Below are 22,745 nucleotides of genomic sequence, written 5' to 3' on the forward strand. Positions count from 1 at the left end.
AGATGCTGACTGAAACACCGCCATCGCAGGCAAGCCAGCTCCCACATTAATTCTGCATCGGTCTTAACCGTCTTCGCCTCGCCCTCGCCCCTATCCCCCGTTATACTTGCCGGCTTTCCTGAATAAATGCCAACTAGGGTCCCGCCGCGCATGGATAAGACCTACCAGCCCCACGCTATCGAAACTTCCTGGTACAACACCTGGGAGTCCGAGAACTATTTCGCCCCACAAGGTGCGGGCGACTCGTACACCATCATGATTCCGCCACCGAACGTCACTGGCAGCCTGCACATGGGCCATGGCTTCAACAATGCGATCATGGATGCGTTGATCCGCTTCCGCCGCATGCAGGGTCGCGACACCCTGTGGCAACCGGGCACCGACCACGCCGGCATCGCCACCCAGATGCTGGTGGAACGCCAACTGGAAGCCACCGGCCAGAACCGTCACGACCTGGGTCGCGAGAAATTTCTGGAGAAAGTCTGGGAATGGAAAGACCAGTCCGGCGGCAATATCAGCCGTCAGATCCGTCGCCTGGGTTCGTCCGTAGACTGGAGCCGCGAGCGCTTCACCATGGACGACGGCCTGTCCGAAGCCGTAAAGGAAGCCTTCGTGCGCCTGCACGAAGACGGCCTGATCTACCGCGGCAAGCGCCTGGTCAACTGGGACACCAAGTTGCACACGGCCATTTCCGACCTTGAAGTGGAAAACCACGACGAGAAAGGCTTCCTGTGGAACCTCAAGTACCCGCTGGCCGACGGCGCCAAGACCGCTGAAGGCAACGATTACCTGATCGTCGCCACTACCCGTCCGGAAACCATGCTCGGCGATGCCGCCGTCGCTGTTAACCCGAACGACGAGCGCTACCAGGCGCTGATCGGCAAGTTTGTCGAACTGCCGCTGGTTGGCCGCCGCATCCCGATCATCGCGGATGACTATTGCGACCCTGAGTTCGGCACCGGCTGCGTGAAAATCACCCCGGCCCACGATTTCAACGACTACGAAGTCGGCAAGCGCCACAACCTGCCGCTGCTGAACATCTTCGACAAAAATGCCGCCGTATTGCCGGCCTGCCAGGTGTTCAACCTGGACGGCTCGCTGAACGACAGCATCGACGGCAAGATCCCCGCCGAATACGCAGGTCTGGACCGTTTTGAAGCGCGCAAGCAGATCGTAGCTGCCTTCGACGCCGCCGGTTTGCTGGTCAGCGTCGACGACCACGGCCTGAAAGTGCCGAAGGGCGACCGCTCCGGCACCGTGATCGAGCCGTGGCTGACCGATCAGTGGTACGTGTCCACCAAGCCGCTGGCAGAACCTGCGATTGCCGCCGTGGAAGATGGCCGCATCCAGTTCGTGCCTAAACAGTACGAAAACATGTATTTCTCGTGGATGCGCGACATCCAGGACTGGTGCATCAGCCGTCAGCTGTGGTGGGGCCACCGTATTCCGGCCTGGTACGACGAGTCGGGCAAAGTCTACGTAGGCCGCGACGAAGCCGAAGTGCGTGCCAAGCACAACCTCGGCGCGGACATCGCGCTGCAACAGGACAACGACGTACTGGACACCTGGTTCAGTTCGGGCCTGTGGACCTTCTCTACCCTGGGCTGGCCGCAGCAGACCGAGTTCCTGAAGAAATTCCACTCCACCGACGTGCTGGTCACCGGCTTCGACATCATTTTCTTCTGGGTTGCCCGGATGATCATGCTCACCATGCACCTGGTGAAGAACGAAGACGGCACCCCGCAGGTACCGTTCAAGACCGTGTACGTACACGGCTTGGTACGCGACGGCCAGGGCCAGAAGATGTCCAAGTCCAAGGGCAACGTCCTGGACCCGCTGGACATCATCGACGGCATCGACCTGGAAACCCTGGTGCAGAAACGCACCTCGGGCCTGATGCAGCCGAAACTGGCGAAAAAGATCGAGAAGCAGACCCGCGACGAATTCGCCGACGGCATCGCCAGCTACGGCACCGACGCCCTGCGCTTCACCTTCTGCTCGCTGGCCTCCACCGGTCGCGACATCAAGTTCGACATGGGCCGCGTCGAAGGCTATCGCAACTTCTGCAACAAGATCTGGAACGCGGCGCGCTACGTGCTGGACAAAGGCGAAGACTGCGGCCAGAACGGCGAAGCCTATGAGCTGAGCCTGGCGGATCGCTGGATCATCTCGCAGCTGCAGCGCACCGAAGCCGAAGTGACCCGCCAGCTCGACCAATTCCGTTTCGACCTGGCCGCACAGGCCCTGTACGAGTTCATCTGGAACCAGTATTGCGACTGGTACCTAGAACTGTCCAAGCCGGTGCTGTGGGACGAGAACGCGCCAGTCGAACGCCAGCGCGGCACCCGTCGCACCCTGGTGCGCGTGCTCGAAGTGGCGCTGCGCCTGGCGCATCCGTTCATGCCGTTCATCACCGAAGAAATCTGGCAGCGCCTGGCGCCGCTGGCCGGTATCGAAGGCAAGACCATCATGCTGCAACCTTGGCCGGTGGCCAACGAAGCGCGCATCGATGAGGCCGCCGAAAGCGATATCGAATGGCTCAAGACCCTGATGCTCGGCACACGCAACATCCGCGCCGAGATGAACATCGGGCCGGGCAAGCCGCTGGCCGTGTTCGTCAAGAACGCCAGTGCCGAAGACCAGCGTCGCCTCAGCGAGAACGATGCGCTGCTCAAGAAACTGGCCAAGCTGGAGTCGATCACCGTATTGGCTGCCGATGCCGAAGCACCGTTGTCTGCCACCGCGTTGGTGGGTGATATGGAAGTGCTGGTGCCGATGGCCGGCCTGATCGACAAGGGCGCGGAACTTGCCCGCCTCGACAAGGAAATTGCGCGCCTGCAAGGCGAAGTGCAGCGAGTGGGCGGCAAGCTGTCCAACGCGGCGTTCGTCGACAAAGCGCCAGCTGAAGTGATCGAGAAAGAACGCGCCAAGTTGGCCGAGGCTGAACAGGCCTTGGGCAAGCTGGCGGAGCAACACGCGCGGATTTCCAGCCTGTAAGGGGAAACCGTGTAGAGAAAGAGGCCTTCGGGCCTCTTTTTTTTGTCCAGGAAAACCACACCATTTCCCAATCAAAACCCTATCCCTGTGGGAGCTGGCTTGCCTGCGATACTGACGACTCGGTGTATCAGGCAGACCGAGGTGATGCTATCGCAGGCAAGCCAGCTCCCACATTTGACCGAGTTGTGTTCAGGAATGTGTGACAATGCCCACCACATTGAGCCAAACCCAGAATCATCATGACCGCCCCCACTACGCCCAAACCTCCGCGCAAGAAGCCTAAAACCGCCGCCACGGCCAAACCCGTCGCGCCACGCAAAGAGGCCACCCTGCACCCGCGCAACCGCCACACGGGCCGTTACGACTTCCCGGCGCTGATCAAGACCACGCCGGAACTGGCGCAGTTCGTGATCATCAACCCCTACGGCAAAGAGAGCATCGACTTCGCCAGCCCGGATGCAGTGCGGGTGTTCAACCGGGCGCTGCTCAAGTCGTTCTATGGCATCCAGCATTGGGATATCCCGGCGGACTACCTGTGCCCGCCGGTGCCGGGGCGTGCTGACTATGTGCACTTCCTCGCCGACCTGCTGGCCAGCGTCAACGACGGCAAGATCCCGCGGGGCTCGATCGTCAAGGTGCTGGACATCGGTATGGGCGCCAACTGCGTGTACCCGCTGATTGGCTATATGGAGTACCGCTGGAACTTCCTGGGCTCGGAGGTCGACCCGATCGCCGTGTCCGCCGCCAAGGCCATCGTGCAGTCCAACGACCTGAGCAAGGTCATCCAGCTGCGCCAGCAACCCAACCCCAAGCAGATCCTGTTGGGCCTGCTGGAGCCGGGTGAGCGCTTTGACCTTACGATGTGCAATCCGCCCTTCCATGCAGCCATGGACGAAGCCACCAAAGGCAGCGAGCGTAAATGGCGCGCCTTGGGCAAGGCCGACCCGAAACGCAAGTTGCCGGTGCTCAACTTCGGTGGTCAATCGGCCGAACTGTGGTGTGAAGGTGGCGAAGCGCGATTTGTGACGCAGTTGATCGCCGAAAGCGCGCATTTTGCCCATAAAGTGCTGTGGTTCAGCACCCTGGTGTCCAAAGCGTCCAACTTGCCGGCGATCGAAACCGCGCTGAAAAAAGCCGGCGTGCTGGAAAGCCAGGTGGTGGAGATGTCCCAGGGGCAGAAGCAGAGCCGCTTTGTGGCCTGGACATTCCAGACCAAGAACGAGCAGCAGATCTGGCGCCAGCGCTGGGTTCGATAAGAATCATTGTGGCGAGGGAGCTTGCTCCCGCTGGGCAGCGCAGCGGCCCCAAAATCCTGGGAGCGCTGCGCACTCCAGCGGGAGCAAGCTCCCTCGCCACAATAACCGCGCTCTACAATAAAATCGCAGGCAATAAAAAACCGTGCCCGGATCACTCCGAAGCACGGTTTTTTTGCTGCGTCTTACTTGTTAACAGCGTCGGTCAGGCCTTTAGCCACAACCAGCTTGATAACTTTCTTGGCAGCGATTTCGATGGCAGCGCCAGTCGAAGGGTTACGGCCAGTACGGGCAGGACGCTCGGTCACTTTCAGTTTGCCAACGCCTGGCAGAGTGATTTCGCCGCCATTTTCCAGCTGATCAGCAACAACTTGGCTCAGTTGGTCCAGCAGAGCACGCACGGTAGTTTTCGGTGCGTCTACTGCTTCAGCCAGGTCAGCGATCAGTTGGTCTTTAGTAATAGCCATTGTGGTGTTCCTTCCCTATCAAATTCATATGGATTGCAGAGTGCAGTGTCAGCCGTCGAGCCCGACCGTCATGGCCTGGCATCCCCGGCCATAACCACGGAGATCGGGGTTATAGATGCTTGAAACGGGGATTGGTTCGACCTGACAAATGCTGAATGCACGCTTAACGCCGAGACTTGGCGTAAGACGGGGCAAAACTAGCACAGAGACGGGGAAATATCCGCCTCAACATACCCATTTGGTCAGCTTTATCGCTCTAAACCGTGAAAAAAAGGCATATGGCCAGTGGGAGGGCGTGCAAAATGCCGTTCGGGGCACGTCTTGACCAATGGGTGCGGTACACTGGGCGACTTTTCGGGGAGGCCGACCGCTCCCCTTCAACCAGCCGAGAAGCCTATGCCGATCCGTCATTGCATCGTCCACCTGATCGACAAAAAACCCGACGGCACACCCGCAATTCTTCACGCCCGCGACTCGGAGCTGTCCGAGTCCGCCGCCATCGAGAACATGCTTGCCGACCTCAACGAGAGCTACAACGCCAAACAAGGCAAGGCCTGGGGTTTCTTCCATGCCGAGTCCGGCGCGCACCCGTTCAGCGGTTGGTTGAAGGAATACTTTGACGGTGGCCAGGACTTCACCACCTTCAGCCGCACAGCGGTAGAGCACCTGCAAAAGCTGATGGAGGAATCCAACCTCTCCACCGGCGGCCATGTGCTGTTTGCCCATTACCAGCAAGGCATGACCGACTACCTGGCCATCGCCCTGCTGCACCACAGCGAAGGCGTGGCGGTGACCGACGAGCTGGACGTGACGCCCTCGCGCCACCTGGACCTGGGCCAGTTGCACCTGGCGGCGCGTATCAACGTCTCCGAGTGGCAGAACAACAAGCAGTCCAAGCAGTACATCTCCTTTATCAAGGGTAAGAACGGCAAGAAGGTCTCGGAGTACTTCCGCGACTTTATCGGCTGCCAGGAAGGCGTCGACGGCCCGGGCGAAACCCGCACCCTGCTCAAGGCGTTCAGTGACTTCGTCGAGAGCGAAGACCTGCCCGACGAGTCCGCCCGCGAGAAAACCAAGACCCTGGTGGACTACGCCAGCAGCCAGGCCAAGCTCGGCGAACCCATGGGCCTGGAAGAGCTCTCGGGCCTGATCGATGAAGACCGGCCAAAAGCCTTCTACGACCATATCCGCAACAAGGATTACGGCCTGTCGCCGGAGATTCCGGCCGACAAACGCACCCTCAACCAGTTCCGCCGCTTCACCGGGCGCGCCGAGGGCCTGTCCATCAGCTTTGAAGCGCACCTGCTGGGCGACAAGATCGAGTACGACGAAGCCGCCGGCACCTTGATCATCAAGGGCCTGCCGACCCAACTGACCGACCAGCTCAAGCGCCGTAACTGATGCTGGGCGGGGTGCTCAAGAAAGTCCTCCTGGTATTGCTGGTGGTGGTTGCCATCCAGAACTGGGGCAAGGTGGAGCGGCTGTTCAACCCGTCCCAGGTGGCGCCCGAGCACGTACGCGCCTCTGCGCGGGTGGTGCTCTATGCCACCGAGTGGTGTGGGTACTGCAAGCAGATCCGGCGTTTTCTGGACCAGAAGGGTATCCCGTACCAGGCCGTCGATATAGAAAAGGATGCCGAGGCGCGCAAGGCGTACGAGGCACTGGGCGGTGGCGGAATTCCGTTTGTGGATGTGAACGGCACCTTGATTCGCGACTACAATCCCGAAGCAATCATGGCCGCCCTGAAGTAACACCCAATCAAATGTAGGAGCTGGCTTGCCTGCGATGGCGGTGTAACAGGTTCAATACCTGTGACTGACACACCGCTATCGCAGGCAAGCCAGCTCCCACACAAGTCTGCTCTGCGCATCGAGCTCTGGGGTGTGATTGAAAATTGGCCTCCAGCGACACCATCGCCGAGCGTGTCGAGCTGAGGTATTTCTTGCCTGACAGGTTCAGCAGCGAAAACCGCAACGCAGGCCTAGCGCAGCACAATCATGCGGCCCAACAGGCTGTGCTGTTCAAAACCCAGCACCGCTTGCAAGGCGTTCAAGACCGCTACAGGGTCCTGGCTCGGAAAGCTGCCGCTGACGCGTTTGGCGGCCATGTTCTCGTTAAGCAGAAGAATTCGACCGGGGTAATAACGCCTCAGGTCCTGGACCACATCGGCCAGGGGTGCCCTGTAGTAGTTGAGCCAACCTTCGCGCCAGGCCAGGCGTGAGGCGCTGTCGACCCCATGCAAAGGGTCGGCAATACCGTCGGCATAGGCCACTTGCTGGCCCGCTGTCAGCAGCTGTTGCTGGCCCTGTTTGGAGGGCGTCACGCCCACACGGCCGGACAGCACAGTGACCTCGACGCCGTCAGGTTGCAGGCGCACTTCAAACTGCGTGCCCAGTACCCGTGTTTCACCGCCGCCCGCCTCCACCATGAAGGGTTGGCCGGTGTGGGTCACGCTGAAAAAACCTGCACCACGGCGCAATTGGATGTGCCGTTCGCCCTGGCTGAAATCTACGGCGATGGCGCTGTCGGCGTCGAGGGTGACCTTGGATTGATCGGCCAGGGTGAAGGTCTTTACCTCACCCGGCGCCGTCACATAATCGGCGCCCCACTCATCGACCCAGCGTGACGGCTGCCAACCGGCGCCCATCGACACCATTAGCAGCAGGCAGGCGGCGACGGCCAAGGCGCCAGACCAACGCGCTACCCGGGAGCGTTTGGAGGCGTTGATCGTATTGAGGTAGCCCTGCAAGGCGAGCGCGTCCTCATCGGCCAGTTGGCGCGCCGGTACTTCGCTTAATTCCCAGAGCACCTGGGCTTGGGAGTAGGCCTCGACGTGTGCGGGATCTGCACGTAACCAGCGGCTGAACGTGGCCTGGTCGCCGCTGCTGGGCTGGTCATGCAGCAGGCACAACCAATCGAGTGCGGCCTGTTCCTGGGCGGGCGTGGGCGTGACGTTCACGGGGCTTTCCCTGGCATGCGTGGAGGCGGTGGTTCGCGAAGGCTGGCCTTGCAGGCTTCGAGGGCGCGCATCATATGTTTTTCCACGGCGCTTTGGGACAGGCCCATGGCCTTGGCGATTTCGGCGTACTTGCGGCCGTGGATGCGGTTAAGCAGGAAAATCTGGCGGGTGCGCTCGGGCAAGCTGCGCAAGGCGGCTTCCACATGGCGCAGATCATTGCCCGCCTCCAGCGCTGCCTGGGGTTCGCAGCCTTGGTGGTCGGATTGTTCCGGCAGCCAGCCTTCGCTGCTGCGTGCTCGCGCACCTTCGCTGCGCAGATGGTCGATGGCGATGTTGCCGGCGCAGCGCAGCAGGTAGGTGCTCAGCTCTTCGACCTGCACCAGCGGGCGACGCCAGAAGCGCAGGAACAGGTCCTGCACCAGGTCGGCTGCCGTGGCGCGGCAACCCACACGGCGGCTGACCAACGCCTCCATTTGCGGGCGCTGGGACAAAAACACCTGCAGGAAATGCGCGCGTCCACCCGCTGCATCCGGGTGCGGAGTGTCCTTAGAAGATTGCGGTGGTTGGGTCCTCATGGCCATGGCCGGCTCAAGAGAGGGCGAACGCCGCAACAGGGCTGGCCAAAAGAGCGAGCCCCGCGAGGATCAAGGCCAGCCTTGGCCGATACGGCAACAGCAACACCAGCAGCAAGGCGCTGAGCATCAACACCGCGCACCACTCCACCAGGCCCTGACTCCAACCGGTGCCCAGCACCGACGGCCAGATCGACATGACCAGCAACAACCAGCCGCCCATCCGCAACCCCAGGCGCCGAATGGCTGTAGGTTTGCTGTGCAGCAATTCGCCGTGGTGACGCTCGGTGGACAAGCACAGTGCCATGAACCCGGCGTAGCACATCAATAGCGCTAGAAGCATCAGTTGGCCTGCTGCTTGAATGTTAACCCGCGGGCACGCTCAGCCTTGGGTAGCGGCGCGCTGCGGTGGTGCATCTTCCAGGCTGCCCAGGCGAGGAACGCGCCACTGGCCAGGCAGGTGAGGTCGAAGCCGGCCATCGCCCAGTCGCCGCTTGGCACAGAGACACCCAAGTGATGCGAGGTGGTGATGGCGTTGAGCAATGGAATGGCGGCAAACAACAGCGCGCCGAAGCTCAGTTGCTCGACCCAGCCCTGGCGACCGCGCCGCAGCAAGGCGTGCAACAAGCTCAGGGCCCAGGCGATAAAGAACGCCTGCACTTCCCAGTCGGAACGCGCGGTGAAGCTCACCGGCAGCAGGCGGTTAGCCCAGAAAAACGCCGCGATGGCGATCATCAAGCCAGACATGCTGGCAATATTCAGCACTTCTACCAACCGCAGTTCAAAGGGCATCACCGAGGCCTTGGCATGCTTGAGCTGGCGCTTGCCCAGCCAGATCACCAAGCCTGTGCCGATCATCGCCGTACCCGCCAGGCCGCAGATAAAGTACAGCCAGCGCAGCACCGGGCCGGCGAAATGGCCCATGTGCAAACCGTAGAAACTGCCACCGATGGCCGTCGCCACTGACGGCTCGGCACTGCCTCGCAACAGCTCGCCGGTGGTGCCGTTGAACGACAGGGTACTGCCGGAGGCATGCACTACGCTGTCGGAGCCGGCGCGAGACACATTGACCGAGGCGTTGACATCGCCGGGGTTGTTGACCGCCACACGCCCCACATGCCCGCCCGCCCACTGTTCCCGCGCCTGCTGGTACATCGGCATCAACGGCAGCAGTTTGCCCGGCTGGCCGAGGGCCGGCGCATTGTCAGTAGCGGGGAACAGCTCACTGAAAAACGCGCGGCTGTCGTCGCCGTAGGACGCCACGATGGGCGCAGGCATGACCATGCTCATGAAAATCACCAGGCTGCTGTAGGTGATCATCAGGTGAAACGGCAGCACCAGCACACCCACCGCGTTGTGCCCGTCGAGCCAGGAGCGCTGGCCTTTGCGCGGGCGGAAGGTGAAGAAGTCCTTGAAGATTTTTTTATGGGTGATGATGCCGGTGATCAGTGCGACTAACATCACCATGGCGGCGATGGTCGACAGCCAGCGGCCCCACGGGTAAGGCATTTGCAGTTGAAAGTGGAAACGATAGAAGAACTCGCCGCCCTTGCTTTCGCGGGCCTGCACCGGTTGGCCGGAGACGGGGTCGAGGACTTTCTGGATGAAGGTACCGCGCTTGCCGGGTTCGAGCTTGTCTTGCCACATCACCGACAAAACGGGGTCGCGGCGGGTCGGCAAGGTAATGAACCAGCGTGCGGCGGTAGGCGCCTGCTGTTGCAGGTAGTTTTGCGCGACGGCGAGGCTGCGCCCATCGTCCAGGGGATGGGCCTGCACTTCGGGCTGCATCCAGTGGGTTATTTCATCTTTGAAATAGGCCAGGGTGCCGGTCAGGAAAATCGCGAACAGCAGCCAGCCGAAGATCAAGCCTGCCCAGGTGTGCAGCCAGGCCATGGCCTGGCGAAAGCCCTCTTTCATATGCGAGCCATCCAGAAACCAATGCCGGCCAGGGTGGCCAAGAGTGCGCTCGGCACCATCACCCCTGCCCAGGCGCGCCATGCCGTGCGGCAGGCAAAACACCAGAGCACCGCCAGCAGGTAGAACACAAAGGAACTCATCATGCCGGTGACCACCGCATCGGCACGGGAGGTGGGCAGCCAGAGCGCCAGGCAGATGGCGGCCAGGGAGGCCATCAGATAACCGCCAATCACCGCCGCCAGCACGCGCGAGGTGACGGCGAGGCGGTAGGAAACGGGCAATGAGGTTTTGCTTTTCATGCGGCAGGCGCCTGGTTCATCAGCGCGCAATATTAATGATAAATATTCTCATAAGCAAAAGAGAACGGATGAATCACCTGCCTTGGCCGATTGCCGAACCTTGTTATGCGCCCTACAATGCGAACAATTCTTGTTCTCTAAAGCATATCGAATGCTTGCGGAGTGATCGCGTTGCAGCCGTCCAACCCCGTCGAAGTGTTGTACAACGACCATCACCACTGGCTCACCGGCTGGTTGCGACGCAAGCTCGGCTGCCCGGAAAACGCCGCCGACCTGGCTCAGGACACCTTTATCCGCGTGCTCAGTGCCCGGGAAGCGCCAACGCTGATCGAGCCGCGCGCCTTCCTCACCACCGTGGCCAAGCGTGTGCTGTTCAACTTCTACCGCCGCCAGGACCTGGAGCGCGCCTACCTCGAGGCCTTGGCGCAGATGCCCGAACACGTGGCACCGTCGGAAGAAGACCGCGCAATCATCCTGCAAACCCTGCTGGAACTGGACCAACTGCTCGACGGCTTGCCCAAGCAGGTCAAACGCGCTTTCCTGCTGGCCCAACTCGACGGCCTGACCTACGCGCAAATCGGCGCGCAACTGGGCATCTCCATCGCCACCGTCAAACGCCACCTGACCAAAGCGGCCATGCGCTGCTACTTCGCCCTATGAACGTCTCCAGCCAAGTCGCCGAACAAGCCGTGCACTGGTTGCTGGAAATGCAGCAAGGCACGCTCAACCCACGCCAGCAGGCGGCCTGGCAGCAATGGTTGAATGCCCACAGCGAACACCAACGCGCGTGGGAGCAGATCCAGCGCGTCAACCAACGCCTGCGCGGCGTGCCCTCCCCCCTGGCCCACGCGGCGTTGAACGCGCCTACCTCCCGCAGCCGGCGTCAGGCGCTTAAATTGCTGTTGATTGTGGGTGCCGGTTCGGCCGCCGCCTGGAGCCTGCGCCAGCAACATATCCTGCCGCCGCTGACGGCTGACTATCGCAGCCCGGTGGGCCAGCGCCGCACAGTACAACTGGCCGACGGCAGCCAGTTGCAGCTCAACACCGGCAGCGCGGTGGATGTGCATTTCGACAGCCAGCAGCGCCTGGTGCGCCTGCTTGAAGGTGAAATCCTGCTCACCGCCCGTGCAGGCCAGGCGCCGTTGCACGTGCTGACCGGCCAGGGCCTGCTCAGCAGCCAGGCGGCGCGCTTGACTGTGCGCCAGTTCAACGACCACACCCAACTGGCAGTGCTGGCCGGCCAGGTCGAGGTGATGCCCAACCGCTACAACGGCTTGGCGCTGAGGGTCGATGCCGCGCATCAGGTCAATTTCACCCGCAAAGGCTGGGACACCCCACGCCCCACCGACGCCAACAGCGGCGCCTGGGCCGACGGCATGCTGGTGGCCGCACACATGCGCCTGGAAGACTTCTTGGGGGAACTGGGACGCTATCGTCGCGGCCAGCTCCAGTGCGATCCACAAGTCGCCAACCTGCTGCTGTCGGGCAGTTACCCACTGGATGACAGCGAACGCATCCTCGACCTGCTGGAGATCAGCCTGCCGGTGAAAGTGCGGCGCTTTACGCGTTATTGGGTGACCGTGCAGGCCCGGGTCTGAATTTATTTTACTTTTGTGTGAGCCGTTTTCCGCACCTGGCGTGACAGAGAAGGAAAGCCACCTTGATCCTTCCTTCTCAGGACCGCCCTTCATGCCCCAGCACCCGACGCTTCTCGCCCGTACACTGCGCCAACTCCTGCTCGGTGCCAGTCTCAGCCTGACCACACTGCCGGCGGTGATGGCAGCCGACGCCAAGGCGTACCATATCGCCCCGACCACCCTGGAAGCGGCCCTGAATCAATTCGGTCGTGAAGCCGGCGTACTGGTGTCCTTCGGCTCCGCCGTGACGGCAGGGATGCAAAGCCCTGGGTTATCGGGCAGCTACAGCACTGCCGAGGGCCTGCAAAAACTACTGGAGGGCACCGGCCTGCAAGCCCGCGCCGAGGGGGATAACGCCTACAGCCTGCAACCGGCCGGCGCCCCCGCCACACTGGAGTTGCAGACCTCCAACGTGGTCGGCGACTGGCTCGGTGACGCGGCGCAAACCAACGTGTTCGAACACCCCGGCGCCCGAGATGTGATCCGCCGTGAAGAATTCGAACGCCAGGGTGCCACCCAGGCCCGCGATGTGCTCAACCGCATCCCTGGCGTCAACGCCCCGGACAACAACGGCACCGGTAGCCACGACATGGCGCTGAACTTCGGCATTCGCGGGCTCAACCCGCGCCTGGCGTCGCGCTCCACCGTGCTGATGGATGGCATCCCGGTGCCCTTCGCGCCTTACGGTCAGCCGCAACTCTCCTTCGCGCCGATCAGCATGGGCAATATGGACGCGGTGGATGTAGTACGTGGCGGCGGTGCGGTGCGCTATGGCCCGCAGAACGTCGGTGGCATCGTCAACTTCGTCACCCGTGCCATCCCGGATGCGCCGACGGTCAAGGGCGGTTTGCAGACCGAGACCAGCCCCTCCTCCAGCCACGACGGCTTCAAGACCACCGGCAACTTGCTGGCCGGCGGCACTGCCGACAATGGCTTGGGGGGCGCGCTGCTGTACTCCGGCACCCGCGGCGGCGGCTGGCGCGAAAACAGCAACACGCGCATCGATGACCTGATCCTCAAGGGCAAATACCAACTGGACGACGCCAACAGCTTCAACGCCATGGCACAGTACTACGAAGGCCAGGCCGATATGCCGGGCGGTTTGAACGTCAAGGACTACAAGGCTGATCCGTACCAGTCCACCCGCCCGTATGACAAGTTCTGGGGCCGCCGCACGATGTTCAACGTCGGCTACCGCTACGAGCAGGACCGCCGCGAATTCACGGTCAACAGTTTCTTCACCAAGACCCTGCGCAGCGGCTACCTGGACCAAGGCAGCTTCCTGTCGCTGTCGCCACGGGAATATTGGGTACGCGGCCTGGAAACGCGCTTCGCCCAGGGCTTCGACCTCGGCCCCACCAGCCATGAAGTGGGTGTGGGCTACCGCTACATCAATGAAGCCGGCCACGAACTGCGCTACCGCACGCCGATTGCCGCCAACCAGCAAATCCCCACCACCAACAGCCGCAACGACCGCGATACGCGCGGCGGCACCGAAGCCAATGCGTTCTTCATCGACGACCGCATCGACATCGGCAAGTGGACCCTCACCCCTGGCATTCGCTACGAGATGATCGAGTCCCAGCAGACCAACAACCTGAGCAACGTCAAATACAAGGGCGACTACAACACTGCCCTGCCGGCGCTGAATGTGCTTTACCACCTCACCGACGACTGGAACCTGTACGCCAACACCGAAGGCTCGTTCGGCAGCGTGCAGTACAGCCAGATGCCAAACCGTGTGAACAGCGGTGAAGTGAAACCGGAAAAAGCCCGCACCTGGGAACTCGGCACGCGCTATGACAATGGCAACCTGCGCGCGGAAATCGGTGCGTTCCTGATCAACTTCGACAACCAGTACGACAGCAACCAGACCAACGACACCGTGATCGCCCGCGGTGAAACTCGCCACCAAGGCATCGAGTCGAGCATCAACTACGCCCTCGACGGCCTGAGCCCGGCGCTGGCAGGGTTTGATGTGTACGCCACCTACGCCTATGTGGATGCGACCATCCGCGAAGACGGCCCGAACAAAGGCAACCGCGTGCCCTTCTCCTCCAAGCACAAAGGCACCCTGGGCGTGGGTTACACCGAAGGCCCGTGGAAGCTGAATGTGGACAGCAGCTACCAGAGCAGCCAGTTCGCCGACAACGCCAACACCCAGGCCGAAAGCGCCGACGGTGCCAATGGCCGCATCCCCGGCTACATGCTGTTCAGCAGCCGCGCAGCCTATGACTTCGGCCCGCAGTTGTCGGATCTGAATGTGGCGGTGGGGGTGAAGAACATCTTCAACAAGCAGTACTACACCCGCTCGTTCGACGACAACAACAAGGGCAAGTACGTGGGTGAGCCGCGCACGGTGTATGTGCAAACCTCTATCGCGTTCTGACTGCAATCTGCAGACTGCAACACATCCAACTGTGGGAGGGGGCAAGCCCCTCCCACAGTTGATTGTCGGTGTGTTTAGGATTGAATGGGGCTAGCTACCCGCCAGGCAACTCGGGGTGGCGGCCACCAACGCGTCAATGGCACACCGCGTCTTGGCCGGCATATGCGCCGCCGTCGGCCAGATCACATGGATCGGCGCAGGTTGCTCACGGTAGCTGGGCAGCACGGCCTGCAACTGCCCGCGCAGCGCATAGTGGGCAATCAACCAACTCGGCAACCAGGCCAGGCCCACGCCCGCGATAGCGGCATCGGCTACCGCCTGGAGGTCGTCCACGATCAAGGGCGAAGCCAGGCGCGAGCGCTGCGCGGTGTTGCTGCGGTAGGCAATGCCACGATGAGCGGCCAAGTCTTCGATACTGCCAATAGCACCCTTGCGCTGCAAATACGCAGGCGACGCTGCCAGCCCCATGACCTGCTGACCCAGGCGCCGTGCACTCAGGCGGTCGGTGTCGGGCAACGGGCCGATGCGCACGGCCATATCGAAGCCTTCCTGCACCAAGTCGATCATGCGGTCGGAAAAACAAATGTCGATTTCCAGTTCCGGATAACGATCCAGCAAAGCCCATAACGCCGGCGCGGCATAGTGATGACCAAACGCCAGGGGCACGCTCACTCTCAAACGCCCCCGAGGTTGCTGGCGGCCGCTTTCCAGCACGGACTCGGCGGCCTCCAGCTCTGCCAATGCGCGCAGGCAATGCTCGTAGTACGCCTGCCCGTCCTCGGTCAACCGCTGGCGCCGGGTGGAACGCTGTAACAGGCAAGTGCCCAGGCGTGCTTCCAGGCGCGCCAGGCCCTTGCCCACCGCTGAACGCGTGAGGTTCAGGCGCTCGGCGGCTTCGGTGAGGTTGCCGCTTTCAACAATCTGCAGAAAGAGTTCGACACCATCAAAACGTGGGGTAGCCATGCTTAATTGTCGCCTTGTATTCCCTTGTCTACGGAAAAGTTATCGCCAATAAAGAACCTGATTCCCGAGAGAATAGCCCCTCCCGCTTTCGAAAGGAATGTCGTATGTCCCGCGCCGCCGCACTATCGGCCCTCACTCCCCCGCGCACCGCCAGGAACGGCCTGGCCCTCACCGCCGTCTGCCTGGTGGCCCTGATGTTCGGCCTGGAAATCTCCAGCGTGCCGGTCATCCTGCCGACGCTGGAACAGGAACTGGGCACGGGCTTTCAAGACGCCCAATGGATCATGAATGCCTACACCCTGGCCTGCACCAGCGTGCTGATGGCGGCGGGGACCCTGGCGGATCGCTTCGGTCGTCGGCGTGTGCTGGTGGTGTGTCTATGGGTATTCGCCCTGGCCTCACTGGCCTGTGGCTTGGCCAACGATGCGCCGACACTGATCGCGGCGCGGTTCGTCCAGGGCATTGGGGCCGGGGCCATGATGATTTGCCAGTTCGCGATCTTGTCCCATCAGTTCCGCGAACCGGCAACGCGTGCGCGGGCCTTTGCGATATGGGGCGTGATCGCTGGCGTGGGCCTGGGTTTCGGACCGATGGTGGGAGCCATGATCCTGGCCGTGGCGGACTGGCGCTGGGTGTTCCTGGTGCATGTACCGCTGACCCTGCTCACCTTGGCTTTGTTGCACATCAGCGTGCAGGAATCCCGCGACCCGGCCAACCATCGCCTCGACATCGCCGGCATGCTGACCATGACACTCACGGTGTTTGCGCTGGTTTATTTCATCACCCAGGGCAGCGAAATCGGCTTTGGCGCCCCGGCGATGCTCGGCTGGGCCGGCCTGGCGGTCTCCGGGCTGCTGCTGTTTATCTTGCTTGAGCGGCGCAGCGCCCATCCGATGTTCGACTTCTCGGTGTTCCGCATCCAACGCTTCAATGGCGCGTTGATGGGCTCGATAGGCATGAACTTCAGTTTCTGGCCGTTCATGATTTACCTGCCGTTGTACTTCCAGGCGGGCCTGGGTTACGACACGCTGACCACCGGCGCCGCCTTGCTCGCCTACACCTTGCCGACTTTGCTGGTACCGCCGCTGGCCGAACGCCTGGCCCTACGCTTTGGCGCCGAACGCATCATTCCCCTGGGCCTGGGGGTAATGGGCGCAGGGTTCATGGGAATGGCCGCCGTTAATTACGCCGAACAACCCAGCACCGCGCTGGTGCTGCTCAGTTGCGTGATCGCCGGTATCGGGCTGGCGTTGACCAATTCGCCGACCACCAACACCACCACCGGCTCCGTCTCGAATGACCGCGCAGGCATGGCCTCGGGCATCGACTTCAGCGCACGGCTGATCACCCTCGCGCTCAATATCGCGCTGATGGGCCTGGTGCTGTTGTTGGGGATCAGCCACAACCTGGCCCACGTGTTGCCTGACAGCACAACACTGGAGTGGACAAACCTCAGCCAGCATATTGCCGCCGGCAAGCTGGATGCGCCGGGGCTGACCATTCAGGATGCGCAAACAGCACTGCGCAGCGGCGCCGGCTGGGCCATGCTGTTTGCGGGGTTGGGCGCCTGCGGGCTGGCGATGCTGAGCCGGCATTTCTTCCGGCGTGAGCGCTGAACGAAAAACGGGCCTGCATGTGCAGGCCCGTTTTCAGTGGGGGAATGAAAAAACAATCAGCCGTTAATGGCAGCGTTTTCGTTTTCCAGGAATTCCTCTTCCAAAGCGTCTTCGTTCACTTTGTTGATTGGCTGGTTTTTACCGGCAGCGCGCGGCTTGCCTTGCAGTTTGCCAAACAGATGTTCCAGTGCGTGGTCGAGCTTGACTGCGGCGCCATCGATCGCTTGCTCCAGCGTATCGGCTTTATGGCACACGGAAACTGGTTGATGGCCCTTTGGCCGTGCTTCCAGACGGCAACTCAAATCGTGGGGGCCGGGCTTGTCGCCGTTCTCGTCCCGCAGGTAGACCTCTACACGGGTCAGGTCTTCTTCGTAGCGTTCGAGCGTGCTCTCAATGGTAGTACGTACCCACTCCTCCAGTCGGATGCTGCTTTCAATATGGTTATCGCTATTGACTTGGATTTGCATAGTTCTTCCCTTATTTCAGCTAGCTCGCCAGAGGTCACAAACTGCAACACCGGGGTGGTGAAACCATGACCTCTTGATTACACAATTGAGCACCTGCTGAAACATTTCAACCCCTTTGCAAAGATAAATCCTACATTACAAATTAACCCTGACGACGAGCAAAAACGCTGGTAGGGTGGGGAGTTAGTTACAACTTCTTACGTTCTGTTTTCCTCACAATTGCCCCTCTCCCAACGGGTGCAAGCTGCGAAAAATCCCCGCTTCCTCCACCAGCCAGTCATGCACCGCACGCACGCCCGGATGGTTCAACGCGCCCGGCGCATACAGCAGCACGTAGCGTTTATGGTTGGGCACGGCCAGGCCGAACGGCACGATCAAGGTGCCGCGCTCCAGCTCATCGTTCAGCAAGGTGCGCCGCGCAATCGCCACGCCCATGCCGGCGATGGCGGCTTCGATGGTCAAGTGGTTGCGGTTGAAGGTGTGCCCGCGTCGTACGTCGGCACCGTGGTAGCCGATGGCATTGAGGTAAAACTCCCACTCGGCATATTCATAACTCCCACGCCAGGCCGTGATGTCGTGCAGCAGCGGGAAATGCACCAGATCCGCCGGGCCATGCAAGGGTGGGCGGCCACGCAACAGGCCGGGGGCGCACACCGGGAATATCTGTTCGTCCAACAGGGCTGTGGATAACAAGCCAGGGTAGCTGCCGTCGTTGAGGTCGATGGCCAGGTCGAAGTCGCCTTCATGCAGGGCGATGCTGCTGTCTTCGGCGACCATGCGCAGTTGAATGTCCGGAAAACGCTGCTGAAAACGCGGCAGACGCGGGGTCAGCCACTTGCCCAGAAACGAGGGGATCGAACGCAGGCGCAAGGTGCCGCTGATCATCCCGGCGTCCAGGCGCTGCAGTTCGGCATCAATGCTGCCATAAGCCTCCCCCACAACGGCCGCCAGGCGCTGCCCCTCGGCGCTGAGTTCAACGCCTCGCGCACGCCGATGAAACAGTCGAAAGCCCAGGCGCTCTTCTAACTGGCGAATTTGTTGGCTCACCGCTCCCGGCGTGATGTGCAGTTCTTCGGCGCAGCGGGTGAACGATAGATGCCGCGCAGCGCAGGAAAACACATGCAGCCAGACATAGGTCTGGCCGTGGAGGGGGCGAGTCATAGCGTTTAGTCCTGCTAAAGGGTGTCTTAGGATAATTCGTTGGTCACTGCCGAGCCAGAGGCTCAGTATCGCGCCAATTCCGCCTGCTCTACAAAACATGGCAGCGATTTCTACTCCATTGCTTGTAAGGCTTTAGCATGGCTATCAGTGTTTTCGATCTATTCAAGGTGGGCATCGGCCCTTCCAGCTCCCACACCGTCGGCCCGATGCGCGCTGCCGCGACGTTCGCCCAAGCCCTGACCGACCAGCATGTGCTCAGCCAAACCCGTCGCGTCGAAGTGCGCCTGTATGGCTCGCTGTCCGCTACCGGTGTCGGCCATGCCACCGACCGCGCCTGTGTCATGGGCTTGATGGGTGAATGGCCAGACCGCGTCGACCCCACCTCGATCAATGCGCGTATCCAGCAACTGCGCGAGTCCGGCCAATTGCTGCTGGCGGGCTCTCAGGCAATTGCTTTCAACTGGCACACCGACTTGCTGCTGCTGGACGAAAGCCTGCCGTACCACCCCAACGCCATGTCCTTGCACGCCTATGGCGACAGCGGCCTGCTGAGCGAACAAACCTATTACTCGGTGGGCGGTGGTTTCATCATCGAAGCCGCCGAAGCTGCATCAGGCATTGCGCCGACCAGCGACGTGCAATTGCCCTACGACTTTTCCAGTGCCGTAGAACTGTTGGCCTTGTGCAACAAGCACGGCCTGCGGGTATCCGAACTGATGATGGCCAACGAACGGGCGTGGCGCAGCGACGAAGAGATCCGCAGCGGCCTGCTGCATATCTGGTCGGTGATGCGCGAGTGCGTGGAACAGGGCCTGCGCGATGAAGGCATCCTGCCCGGTGGCCTGGATGTGCCCCGTCGCGCCGCGAAGTTGCATCGCAACCTGTTGGAAATCGGCAAGCCTAACGTGATCACCTCGACCTTGTCGGCGATGGAATGGGTCAACCTGTTCGCCCTCGCCGTCAACGAAGAAAACGCCGCCGGCGGGCGCATGGTCACCGCCCCGACCAATGGCGCGGCCGGAATTATCCCGGCAGTGCTGCATTACTACATGAAATTCAACGCCGACGCGTCTGACGACGACGTGGTCAATTTCTTCCTGGCCGCCGCTGCCGTCGGCATCCTCTGCAAGAAAAACGCCTCCATCTCCGGCGCCGAAGTCGGCTGCCAGGGCGAGGTGGGCTCGGCCTGCGCCATGGCCGCTGCCGGCCTGGCCGATATCCTCGGGGCCACCCCGGAGCAACTGGAAAACGCCGCCGAAATCGGCCTGGAACACAACCTCGGCCTGACCTGCGACCCGGTCGGTGGCCTGGTACAGGTGCCCTGCATCGAGCGCAATGCCATTGCGGCGGTCAAGGCGATCAACGCCACGCAGATGGCCCTGCGCGGCGACGGCAAACACTTCATCTCCCTCGACCGGGTCATCCGCACCATGCGCGATACCGGCGCCGATATGCATGACAAATACAAAGAAACTTCACGGGGCGGCCTGGCGGTCAGCTGGGTGGAGTGCTGATCGGAGCACTGCTACCCGCCCCAACGTGAGCCCGCGCAAAAATAATAACGAGGCAATACCGATGACTGATGTACGTACACCTGCTGCCGAAAATCCCGATGTCAGAGAAAGCACAGTAACCACCGGCTGGACCAAACACGACACCACCTGGATGCTCGGCCTCTATGGCACCGCCATCGGCGCGGGCACCCTGTTCCTGCCGATCAATGCCGGCGTCGGCGGCTTCTGGCCGCTGATCGTGCTGGCATTGCTGGCATTTCCGATGACCTTCTTCGCCCACCGTGGGCTGACGCGCTTTGTGCTGTCGGGCAAATCCGGCGACATCACCGAAGTGGTCGAGGAACACTTTGGTGTCGGCGCCGGCAAGCTGATCACCCTGCTGTATTTCTTTGCGATCTTCCCGATCCTGCTGGTGTACAGCGTGGCGCTGACCAACACCCTCGGCAGTTTCATGGAGCACCAATTGCACATGGCGCCGCCGCCCCGGGCGATTCTGTCGCTCGTGCTGATCCTTGGCCTGATGGCCATCGTGCGTTGCGGCCAGGGCGTGATCGTCAAGGCCATGAGCGTGCTGGTGTACCCCTTCGTGGCCGCCTTGCTGCTGCTGGCGTTCAGCCTGATTCCCAACTGGAACGGCGCGTTCTTCGCCTCGGCCAGCGAGGGCATGCCGCTGCCGCTGCTCTTCAAAACGCTGTGGCTGGCGATCCCGGTGATGGTGTTCTCGTTCAACCATTCGCCGATCATCTCCGCCTTTGCCGTGGACCAGAAGCGCGTCTACGGCGCCCAGGCCGAGCGCAAAAGCAGCGGCATCCTGGCCACCGCCCACGGCATGATGGTGCTGACCGTGATGTTCTTCTGCTTCAGCTGCGTGCTGGCGCTGTCACCGGCTGACCTGGCCGCTGCCAAGGCGCAGAACATCTCGATCCTGTCGTACCTGGCCAACCACTTCCAGACGCCGGTGATTGCCTACGCCGCACCGTTGATCGCGCTGGTGGCGATTACCAAGTCCTTCCTGGGTCACTACATTGGTGCCAGCGAAGGCTTCCAGGGGCTAATCGTCAAATCCCTGCGTGGGCGCAACCGTTCGATGTCGGCGAAATGGCTGGAACGCTGCACCGCGTTGTTCATGGTGCTGACCTGCTGGGCCGTGGCCACCTTCAACCCGAGCATCCTGGGCATGATCGAAACCATGGGCGGGCCGATCATCGCGTGCCTGCTGTTCCTGATGCCGATGTACGCGATTCGCCGCGTGCCATCTTTGCGCCAGTATTCAGGTCAGGTATCGAATGTGTTTGTAGTGGTCATCGGCCTGATTGCGCTGTCTGCGATCGTTTTTTCCGTAATGCCCTGAATTAGCTCACGACATACATCCAATGTGGGAGCGGGCTTGCCCGCGATAGCGATCATTCAGCCAACTATTGATTGGCTGATACACCGCAATCGCGGGCAAGCCCGCTCCCACATTTGGATTTCTGTGCCGGGTAAATCGCTGTACGGCACGGCCTTTGCTGTAGAACTTTTGAGGAAAACGGAATTTGGCCAGTGGTCAGGCAATGCGAACTAATCCCGACACCGGCCGTCAATGACTGCATGTTCTTATCAGGCGGTAACGCACCATGGACAATCCTTTTCAGATCATCACCGACACGTTCAGCCCCCAATACCGCGTCAACCTGAGCATCCAACGGCTGGACGGCAGCATCATGCTCACCCTCTCTGACGAGACTGGCGTAGTGGCCAAGCGCATGATCAGCGCCGAACAACGCAACGACCCGCAGCGCCTCAGGCGCCTGGTGCAAAGCATCCAGTTCGGCATCGCCATCGAACAGGGCCACAGCGCCGTGGAAATCCTGGAGCTGATGACGGACGGCGACAGCCACAAACTCCTGCAGCGACCGCCCGCCCGCACCCTACCCTTCAGCGTCGGGCTTTAAAGCTCGCCCTTCTCGGTCTCCAGGCTCGCCTCGCCCTTGCGACGCGGGCTTTCGACCTTCACCGAAGGAAACGCCGACGACGCATAGCGCACCACCAGGATCGCAAACGCCAACAGCAGAATCCCGCCGCACAGGTAGATGATGCCCAGGTCTGGCGGGTTGTGATGAGACACGTTGGAGATCAGCAAACGCGTGAGCGCGGTAATCGCCACGTAGATCAGGAAGCGCACCGGCATGTGGTTGGTCTTGAAGTAAATCCCGACCATGGCGCCCAATTCCAGGTAGATGAACAGCAGCAAGATGTCATCGATCTTGATGTGCCCATTCTCCAGCATCCCCAAGAACTCCATCACCGCTGCCCAGGCGGTCACCGCACCAATGGCGAACAGCGCCAGGTAATGGAACGACTCGACAAACAGATTACCCAACGACTCGGCCAGCCCATGTACTTGCTGACGCAGCCTTTCGGCCCAATTGATTTTCACGATGATGCTTCCTTAGGTCGGCTCGACCGGATAATGCGGGGTGGACGTGACGGTTGTTCTGCATGCAGAAAAAAGGCCAGCACTGCCATGAGATGATGGCTCGGTGGCATGAGGC

At 61.4% G+C, this 22,745-nt stretch carries 21 protein-coding genes; 11 read left to right on the plus strand and 10 right to left on the minus strand.

Annotated elements, in window-relative coordinates:
• Positions 1 to 150 precede the first annotated feature (150 nt).
• The gene (locus AC07S6_RS21760) at positions 151 to 2,997 is read left to right on the plus strand and encodes a valine--tRNA ligase (protein ID WP_005785134.1); all 2,847 of its coding nucleotides are present in this window, start codon (positions 151 to 153) and stop codon (positions 2,995 to 2,997) included.
• Positions 2,998 to 3,236: 239 nt separating this feature from the next.
• Complete coding sequence (gene rlmF, locus AC07S6_RS21765) at positions 3,237 to 4,253, plus strand: 23S rRNA (adenine(1618)-N(6))-methyltransferase RlmF (protein WP_495113024.1); 1,017 nt, start codon at positions 3,237 to 3,239, stop codon at positions 4,251 to 4,253.
• Between the two features lie 182 nt (positions 4,254 to 4,435).
• On the opposite strand, the gene AC07S6_RS21770 is transcribed toward rlmF, so the two are convergent.
• Complete coding sequence (locus AC07S6_RS21770; protein WP_003188840.1) at positions 4,436 to 4,717, minus strand: HU family DNA-binding protein; 282 nt, start codon at positions 4,715 to 4,717, stop codon at positions 4,436 to 4,438.
• A gap of 396 nt (positions 4,718 to 5,113) precedes the next feature.
• Between AC07S6_RS21770 and yejK the strand changes: the two genes are divergently transcribed.
• Together yejK and AC07S6_RS21780 are read left to right on the plus strand one after the other, a co-directional pair.
• On the plus strand, positions 5,114 to 6,118 hold the full coding sequence (gene yejK / locus AC07S6_RS21775; RefSeq protein WP_197881485.1) for a nucleoid-associated protein YejK: 1,005 nt from the start codon (positions 5,114 to 5,116) through the stop codon (positions 6,116 to 6,118).
• A complete protein-coding gene (locus AC07S6_RS21780; RefSeq protein ID WP_020301210.1) occupies positions 6,118 to 6,468 on the plus strand; it encodes a glutaredoxin family protein in 351 nt (116 codons plus the stop codon). Before yejK ends, AC07S6_RS21780 begins: the two co-directional genes overlap by 1 nt.
• Positions 6,469 to 6,698: 230 nt before the next feature.
• Here AC07S6_RS21780 and AC07S6_RS21785 read toward each other — a convergent pair whose 3' ends face one another.
• The 5 genes from AC07S6_RS21785 to AC07S6_RS21805 are packed head-to-tail and all read right to left on the minus strand — an operon-like array spanning position 6,699 to position 10,464.
• Complete coding sequence (locus AC07S6_RS21785) at positions 6,699 to 7,676, minus strand: FecR family protein (protein WP_495113025.1); 978 nt, start codon at positions 7,674 to 7,676, stop codon at positions 6,699 to 6,701.
• Positions 7,673 to 8,251, minus strand: a complete 579-nt coding sequence (locus AC07S6_RS21790) for an RNA polymerase sigma factor (RefSeq protein WP_197881492.1) — start codon at positions 8,249 to 8,251, stop codon at positions 7,673 to 7,675. The genes AC07S6_RS21785 and AC07S6_RS21790 overlap by 4 nt, the downstream gene beginning before the upstream one ends.
• 13 nt (positions 8,252 to 8,264) lie before the next feature.
• Complete coding sequence (locus AC07S6_RS21795) at positions 8,265 to 8,591, minus strand: DUF3325 domain-containing protein (protein WP_495113026.1); 327 nt, start codon at positions 8,589 to 8,591, stop codon at positions 8,265 to 8,267.
• Positions 8,591 to 10,165, minus strand: a complete 1,575-nt coding sequence (locus AC07S6_RS21800; protein ID WP_495113027.1) for a PepSY-associated TM helix domain-containing protein — start codon at positions 10,163 to 10,165, stop codon at positions 8,591 to 8,593. The genes AC07S6_RS21795 and AC07S6_RS21800 overlap by 1 nt, the downstream gene beginning before the upstream one ends.
• Positions 10,162 to 10,464 carry a DUF3649 domain-containing protein gene (locus AC07S6_RS21805; protein ID WP_490614179.1) on the minus strand — a complete coding sequence of 101 codons (303 nt, stop codon included), beginning with the start codon at positions 10,462 to 10,464 and terminating at the stop codon, positions 10,162 to 10,164. The genes AC07S6_RS21800 and AC07S6_RS21805 overlap by 4 nt, the downstream gene beginning before the upstream one ends.
• A gap of 171 nt (positions 10,465 to 10,635) precedes the next feature.
• Here AC07S6_RS21805 and AC07S6_RS21810 point away from each other — a divergent pair, with 171 nt between their 5' ends.
• The 3 genes from AC07S6_RS21810 (at position 10,636) to fecA (ending at position 14,490) form a co-directional block, all read left to right on the plus strand.
• Positions 10,636 to 11,124, plus strand: a complete 489-nt coding sequence (locus tag AC07S6_RS21810) for a sigma-70 family RNA polymerase sigma factor (protein WP_014717061.1) — start codon at positions 10,636 to 10,638, stop codon at positions 11,122 to 11,124.
• Positions 11,121 to 12,062 (plus strand): FecR domain-containing protein, encoded by a 942-nt coding sequence (locus AC07S6_RS21815; RefSeq protein WP_495113028.1) that lies wholly within the window; start codon positions 11,121 to 11,123, stop codon positions 12,060 to 12,062. The genes AC07S6_RS21810 and AC07S6_RS21815 overlap by 4 nt, the downstream gene beginning before the upstream one ends.
• 91 nt (positions 12,063 to 12,153) lie before the next feature.
• On the plus strand, positions 12,154 to 14,490 hold the full coding sequence (gene fecA, locus AC07S6_RS21820) for a TonB-dependent Fe(3+) dicitrate receptor FecA (protein WP_495113029.1): 2,337 nt from the start codon (positions 12,154 to 12,156) through the stop codon (positions 14,488 to 14,490).
• A gap of 90 nt (positions 14,491 to 14,580) precedes the next feature.
• Here fecA and AC07S6_RS21825 read toward each other — a convergent pair whose 3' ends face one another.
• Entirely contained in the window at positions 14,581 to 15,453 is an 873-nt protein-coding gene (locus AC07S6_RS21825) for a LysR family transcriptional regulator (RefSeq protein ID WP_038449017.1), read from the minus strand.
• A gap of 104 nt (positions 15,454 to 15,557) precedes the next feature.
• Between AC07S6_RS21825 and AC07S6_RS21830 the strand changes: the two genes are divergently transcribed.
• Positions 15,558 to 17,069 carry an MFS transporter gene (locus tag AC07S6_RS21830; RefSeq protein ID WP_495113030.1) on the plus strand — a complete coding sequence of 504 codons (1,512 nt, stop codon included), beginning with the start codon at positions 15,558 to 15,560 and terminating at the stop codon, positions 17,067 to 17,069.
• A 56-nt stretch (positions 17,070 to 17,125) separates the two neighbouring features.
• Here the strand turns inward: AC07S6_RS21830 and AC07S6_RS21835 are convergent, their stop codons facing one another.
• Positions 17,126 to 17,536, minus strand: coding sequence for an HPF/RaiA family ribosome-associated protein (locus AC07S6_RS21835; RefSeq protein WP_003188815.1), 411 nt, complete (start codon positions 17,534 to 17,536; stop codon positions 17,126 to 17,128).
• 213 nt (positions 17,537 to 17,749) lie between these two features.
• Positions 17,750 to 18,697, minus strand: coding sequence for a LysR substrate-binding domain-containing protein (locus AC07S6_RS21840; protein ID WP_495113031.1), 948 nt, complete (start codon positions 18,695 to 18,697; stop codon positions 17,750 to 17,752).
• A 137-nt stretch (positions 18,698 to 18,834) separates the two neighbouring features.
• Between AC07S6_RS21840 and AC07S6_RS21845 the strand changes: the two genes are divergently transcribed.
• The 3 genes from AC07S6_RS21845 to AC07S6_RS21855 all read left to right on the plus strand — a co-directional run bounded on the left by AC07S6_RS21845 (position 18,835) and on the right by AC07S6_RS21855 (position 22,145).
• A complete protein-coding gene (locus AC07S6_RS21845) occupies positions 18,835 to 20,211 on the plus strand; it encodes an L-serine ammonia-lyase (RefSeq protein WP_191949111.1) in 1,377 nt (458 codons plus the stop codon).
• Positions 20,212 to 20,272: 61 nt separating this feature from the next.
• Positions 20,273 to 21,562: a serine/threonine transporter gene (locus tag AC07S6_RS21850; RefSeq protein WP_495113032.1), complete on the plus strand. Its 1,290-nt coding sequence runs from the start codon at positions 20,273 to 20,275 to the stop codon at positions 21,560 to 21,562.
• A gap of 265 nt (positions 21,563 to 21,827) precedes the next feature.
• Positions 21,828 to 22,145, plus strand: coding sequence for a DUF3509 domain-containing protein (locus tag AC07S6_RS21855; RefSeq protein ID WP_034128674.1), 318 nt, complete (start codon positions 21,828 to 21,830; stop codon positions 22,143 to 22,145).
• On the opposite strand, the gene AC07S6_RS21860 is transcribed toward AC07S6_RS21855, so the two are convergent.
• Complete coding sequence (locus AC07S6_RS21860; protein WP_014717052.1) at positions 22,142 to 22,630, minus strand: phosphate-starvation-inducible protein PsiE; 489 nt, start codon at positions 22,628 to 22,630, stop codon at positions 22,142 to 22,144. The two genes, AC07S6_RS21855 and AC07S6_RS21860, sit on opposite strands and share 4 nt — an antisense overlap.
• Between the last annotated feature and the right edge of the window lie 115 nt (positions 22,631 to 22,745).

The sequence above is a fragment of the Pseudomonas sp. GW821-FHT07B01 genome (genome assembly GCF_059419065.1).

Coding starts and splice junctions, on each gene's coding strand:
- fecA (WP_495113029.1), top strand. CDS start 12,154: ATGCCCCAGCACCCGACGCTTCTCGCCCGTACACTGCGCCAACTCCTG.
- AC07S6_RS21795 (WP_495113026.1), bottom strand. CDS start 8,591: ATGCTTCTAGCGCTATTGATGTGCTACGCCGGGTTCATGGCACTGTGC.
- yejK (WP_197881485.1), top strand. CDS start 5,114: ATGCCGATCCGTCATTGCATCGTCCACCTGATCGACAAAAAACCCGAC.
- AC07S6_RS21835 (WP_003188815.1), bottom strand. CDS start 17,536: ATGCAAATCCAAGTCAATAGCGATAACCATATTGAAAGCAGCATCCGA.
- AC07S6_RS21815 (WP_495113028.1), top strand. CDS start 11,121: ATGAACGTCTCCAGCCAAGTCGCCGAACAAGCCGTGCACTGGTTGCTG.
- AC07S6_RS21805 (WP_490614179.1), bottom strand. CDS start 10,464: ATGAAAAGCAAAACCTCATTGCCCGTTTCCTACCGCCTCGCCGTCACC.
- AC07S6_RS21855 (WP_034128674.1), top strand. CDS start 21,828: ATGGACAATCCTTTTCAGATCATCACCGACACGTTCAGCCCCCAATAC.
- AC07S6_RS21840 (WP_495113031.1), bottom strand. CDS start 18,697: ATGACTCGCCCCCTCCACGGCCAGACCTATGTCTGGCTGCATGTGTTT.
- AC07S6_RS21845 (WP_191949111.1), top strand. CDS start 18,835: ATGGCTATCAGTGTTTTCGATCTATTCAAGGTGGGCATCGGCCCTTCC.
- AC07S6_RS21790 (WP_197881492.1), bottom strand. CDS start 8,251: ATGAGGACCCAACCACCGCAATCTTCTAAGGACACTCCGCACCCGGAT.
- rlmF (WP_495113024.1), top strand. CDS start 3,237: ATGACCGCCCCCACTACGCCCAAACCTCCGCGCAAGAAGCCTAAAACC.
- AC07S6_RS21770 (WP_003188840.1), bottom strand. CDS start 4,717: ATGGCTATTACTAAAGACCAACTGATCGCTGACCTGGCTGAAGCAGTA.
- AC07S6_RS21780 (WP_020301210.1), top strand. CDS start 6,118: ATGCTGGGCGGGGTGCTCAAGAAAGTCCTCCTGGTATTGCTGGTGGTG.
- AC07S6_RS21760 (WP_005785134.1), top strand. CDS start 151: ATGGATAAGACCTACCAGCCCCACGCTATCGAAACTTCCTGGTACAAC.
- AC07S6_RS21800 (WP_495113027.1), bottom strand. CDS start 10,165: ATGAAAGAGGGCTTTCGCCAGGCCATGGCCTGGCTGCACACCTGGGCA.
- AC07S6_RS21830 (WP_495113030.1), top strand. CDS start 15,558: ATGTCCCGCGCCGCCGCACTATCGGCCCTCACTCCCCCGCGCACCGCC.
- AC07S6_RS21850 (WP_495113032.1), top strand. CDS start 20,273: ATGACTGATGTACGTACACCTGCTGCCGAAAATCCCGATGTCAGAGAA.
- AC07S6_RS21825 (WP_038449017.1), bottom strand. CDS start 15,453: ATGGCTACCCCACGTTTTGATGGTGTCGAACTCTTTCTGCAGATTGTT.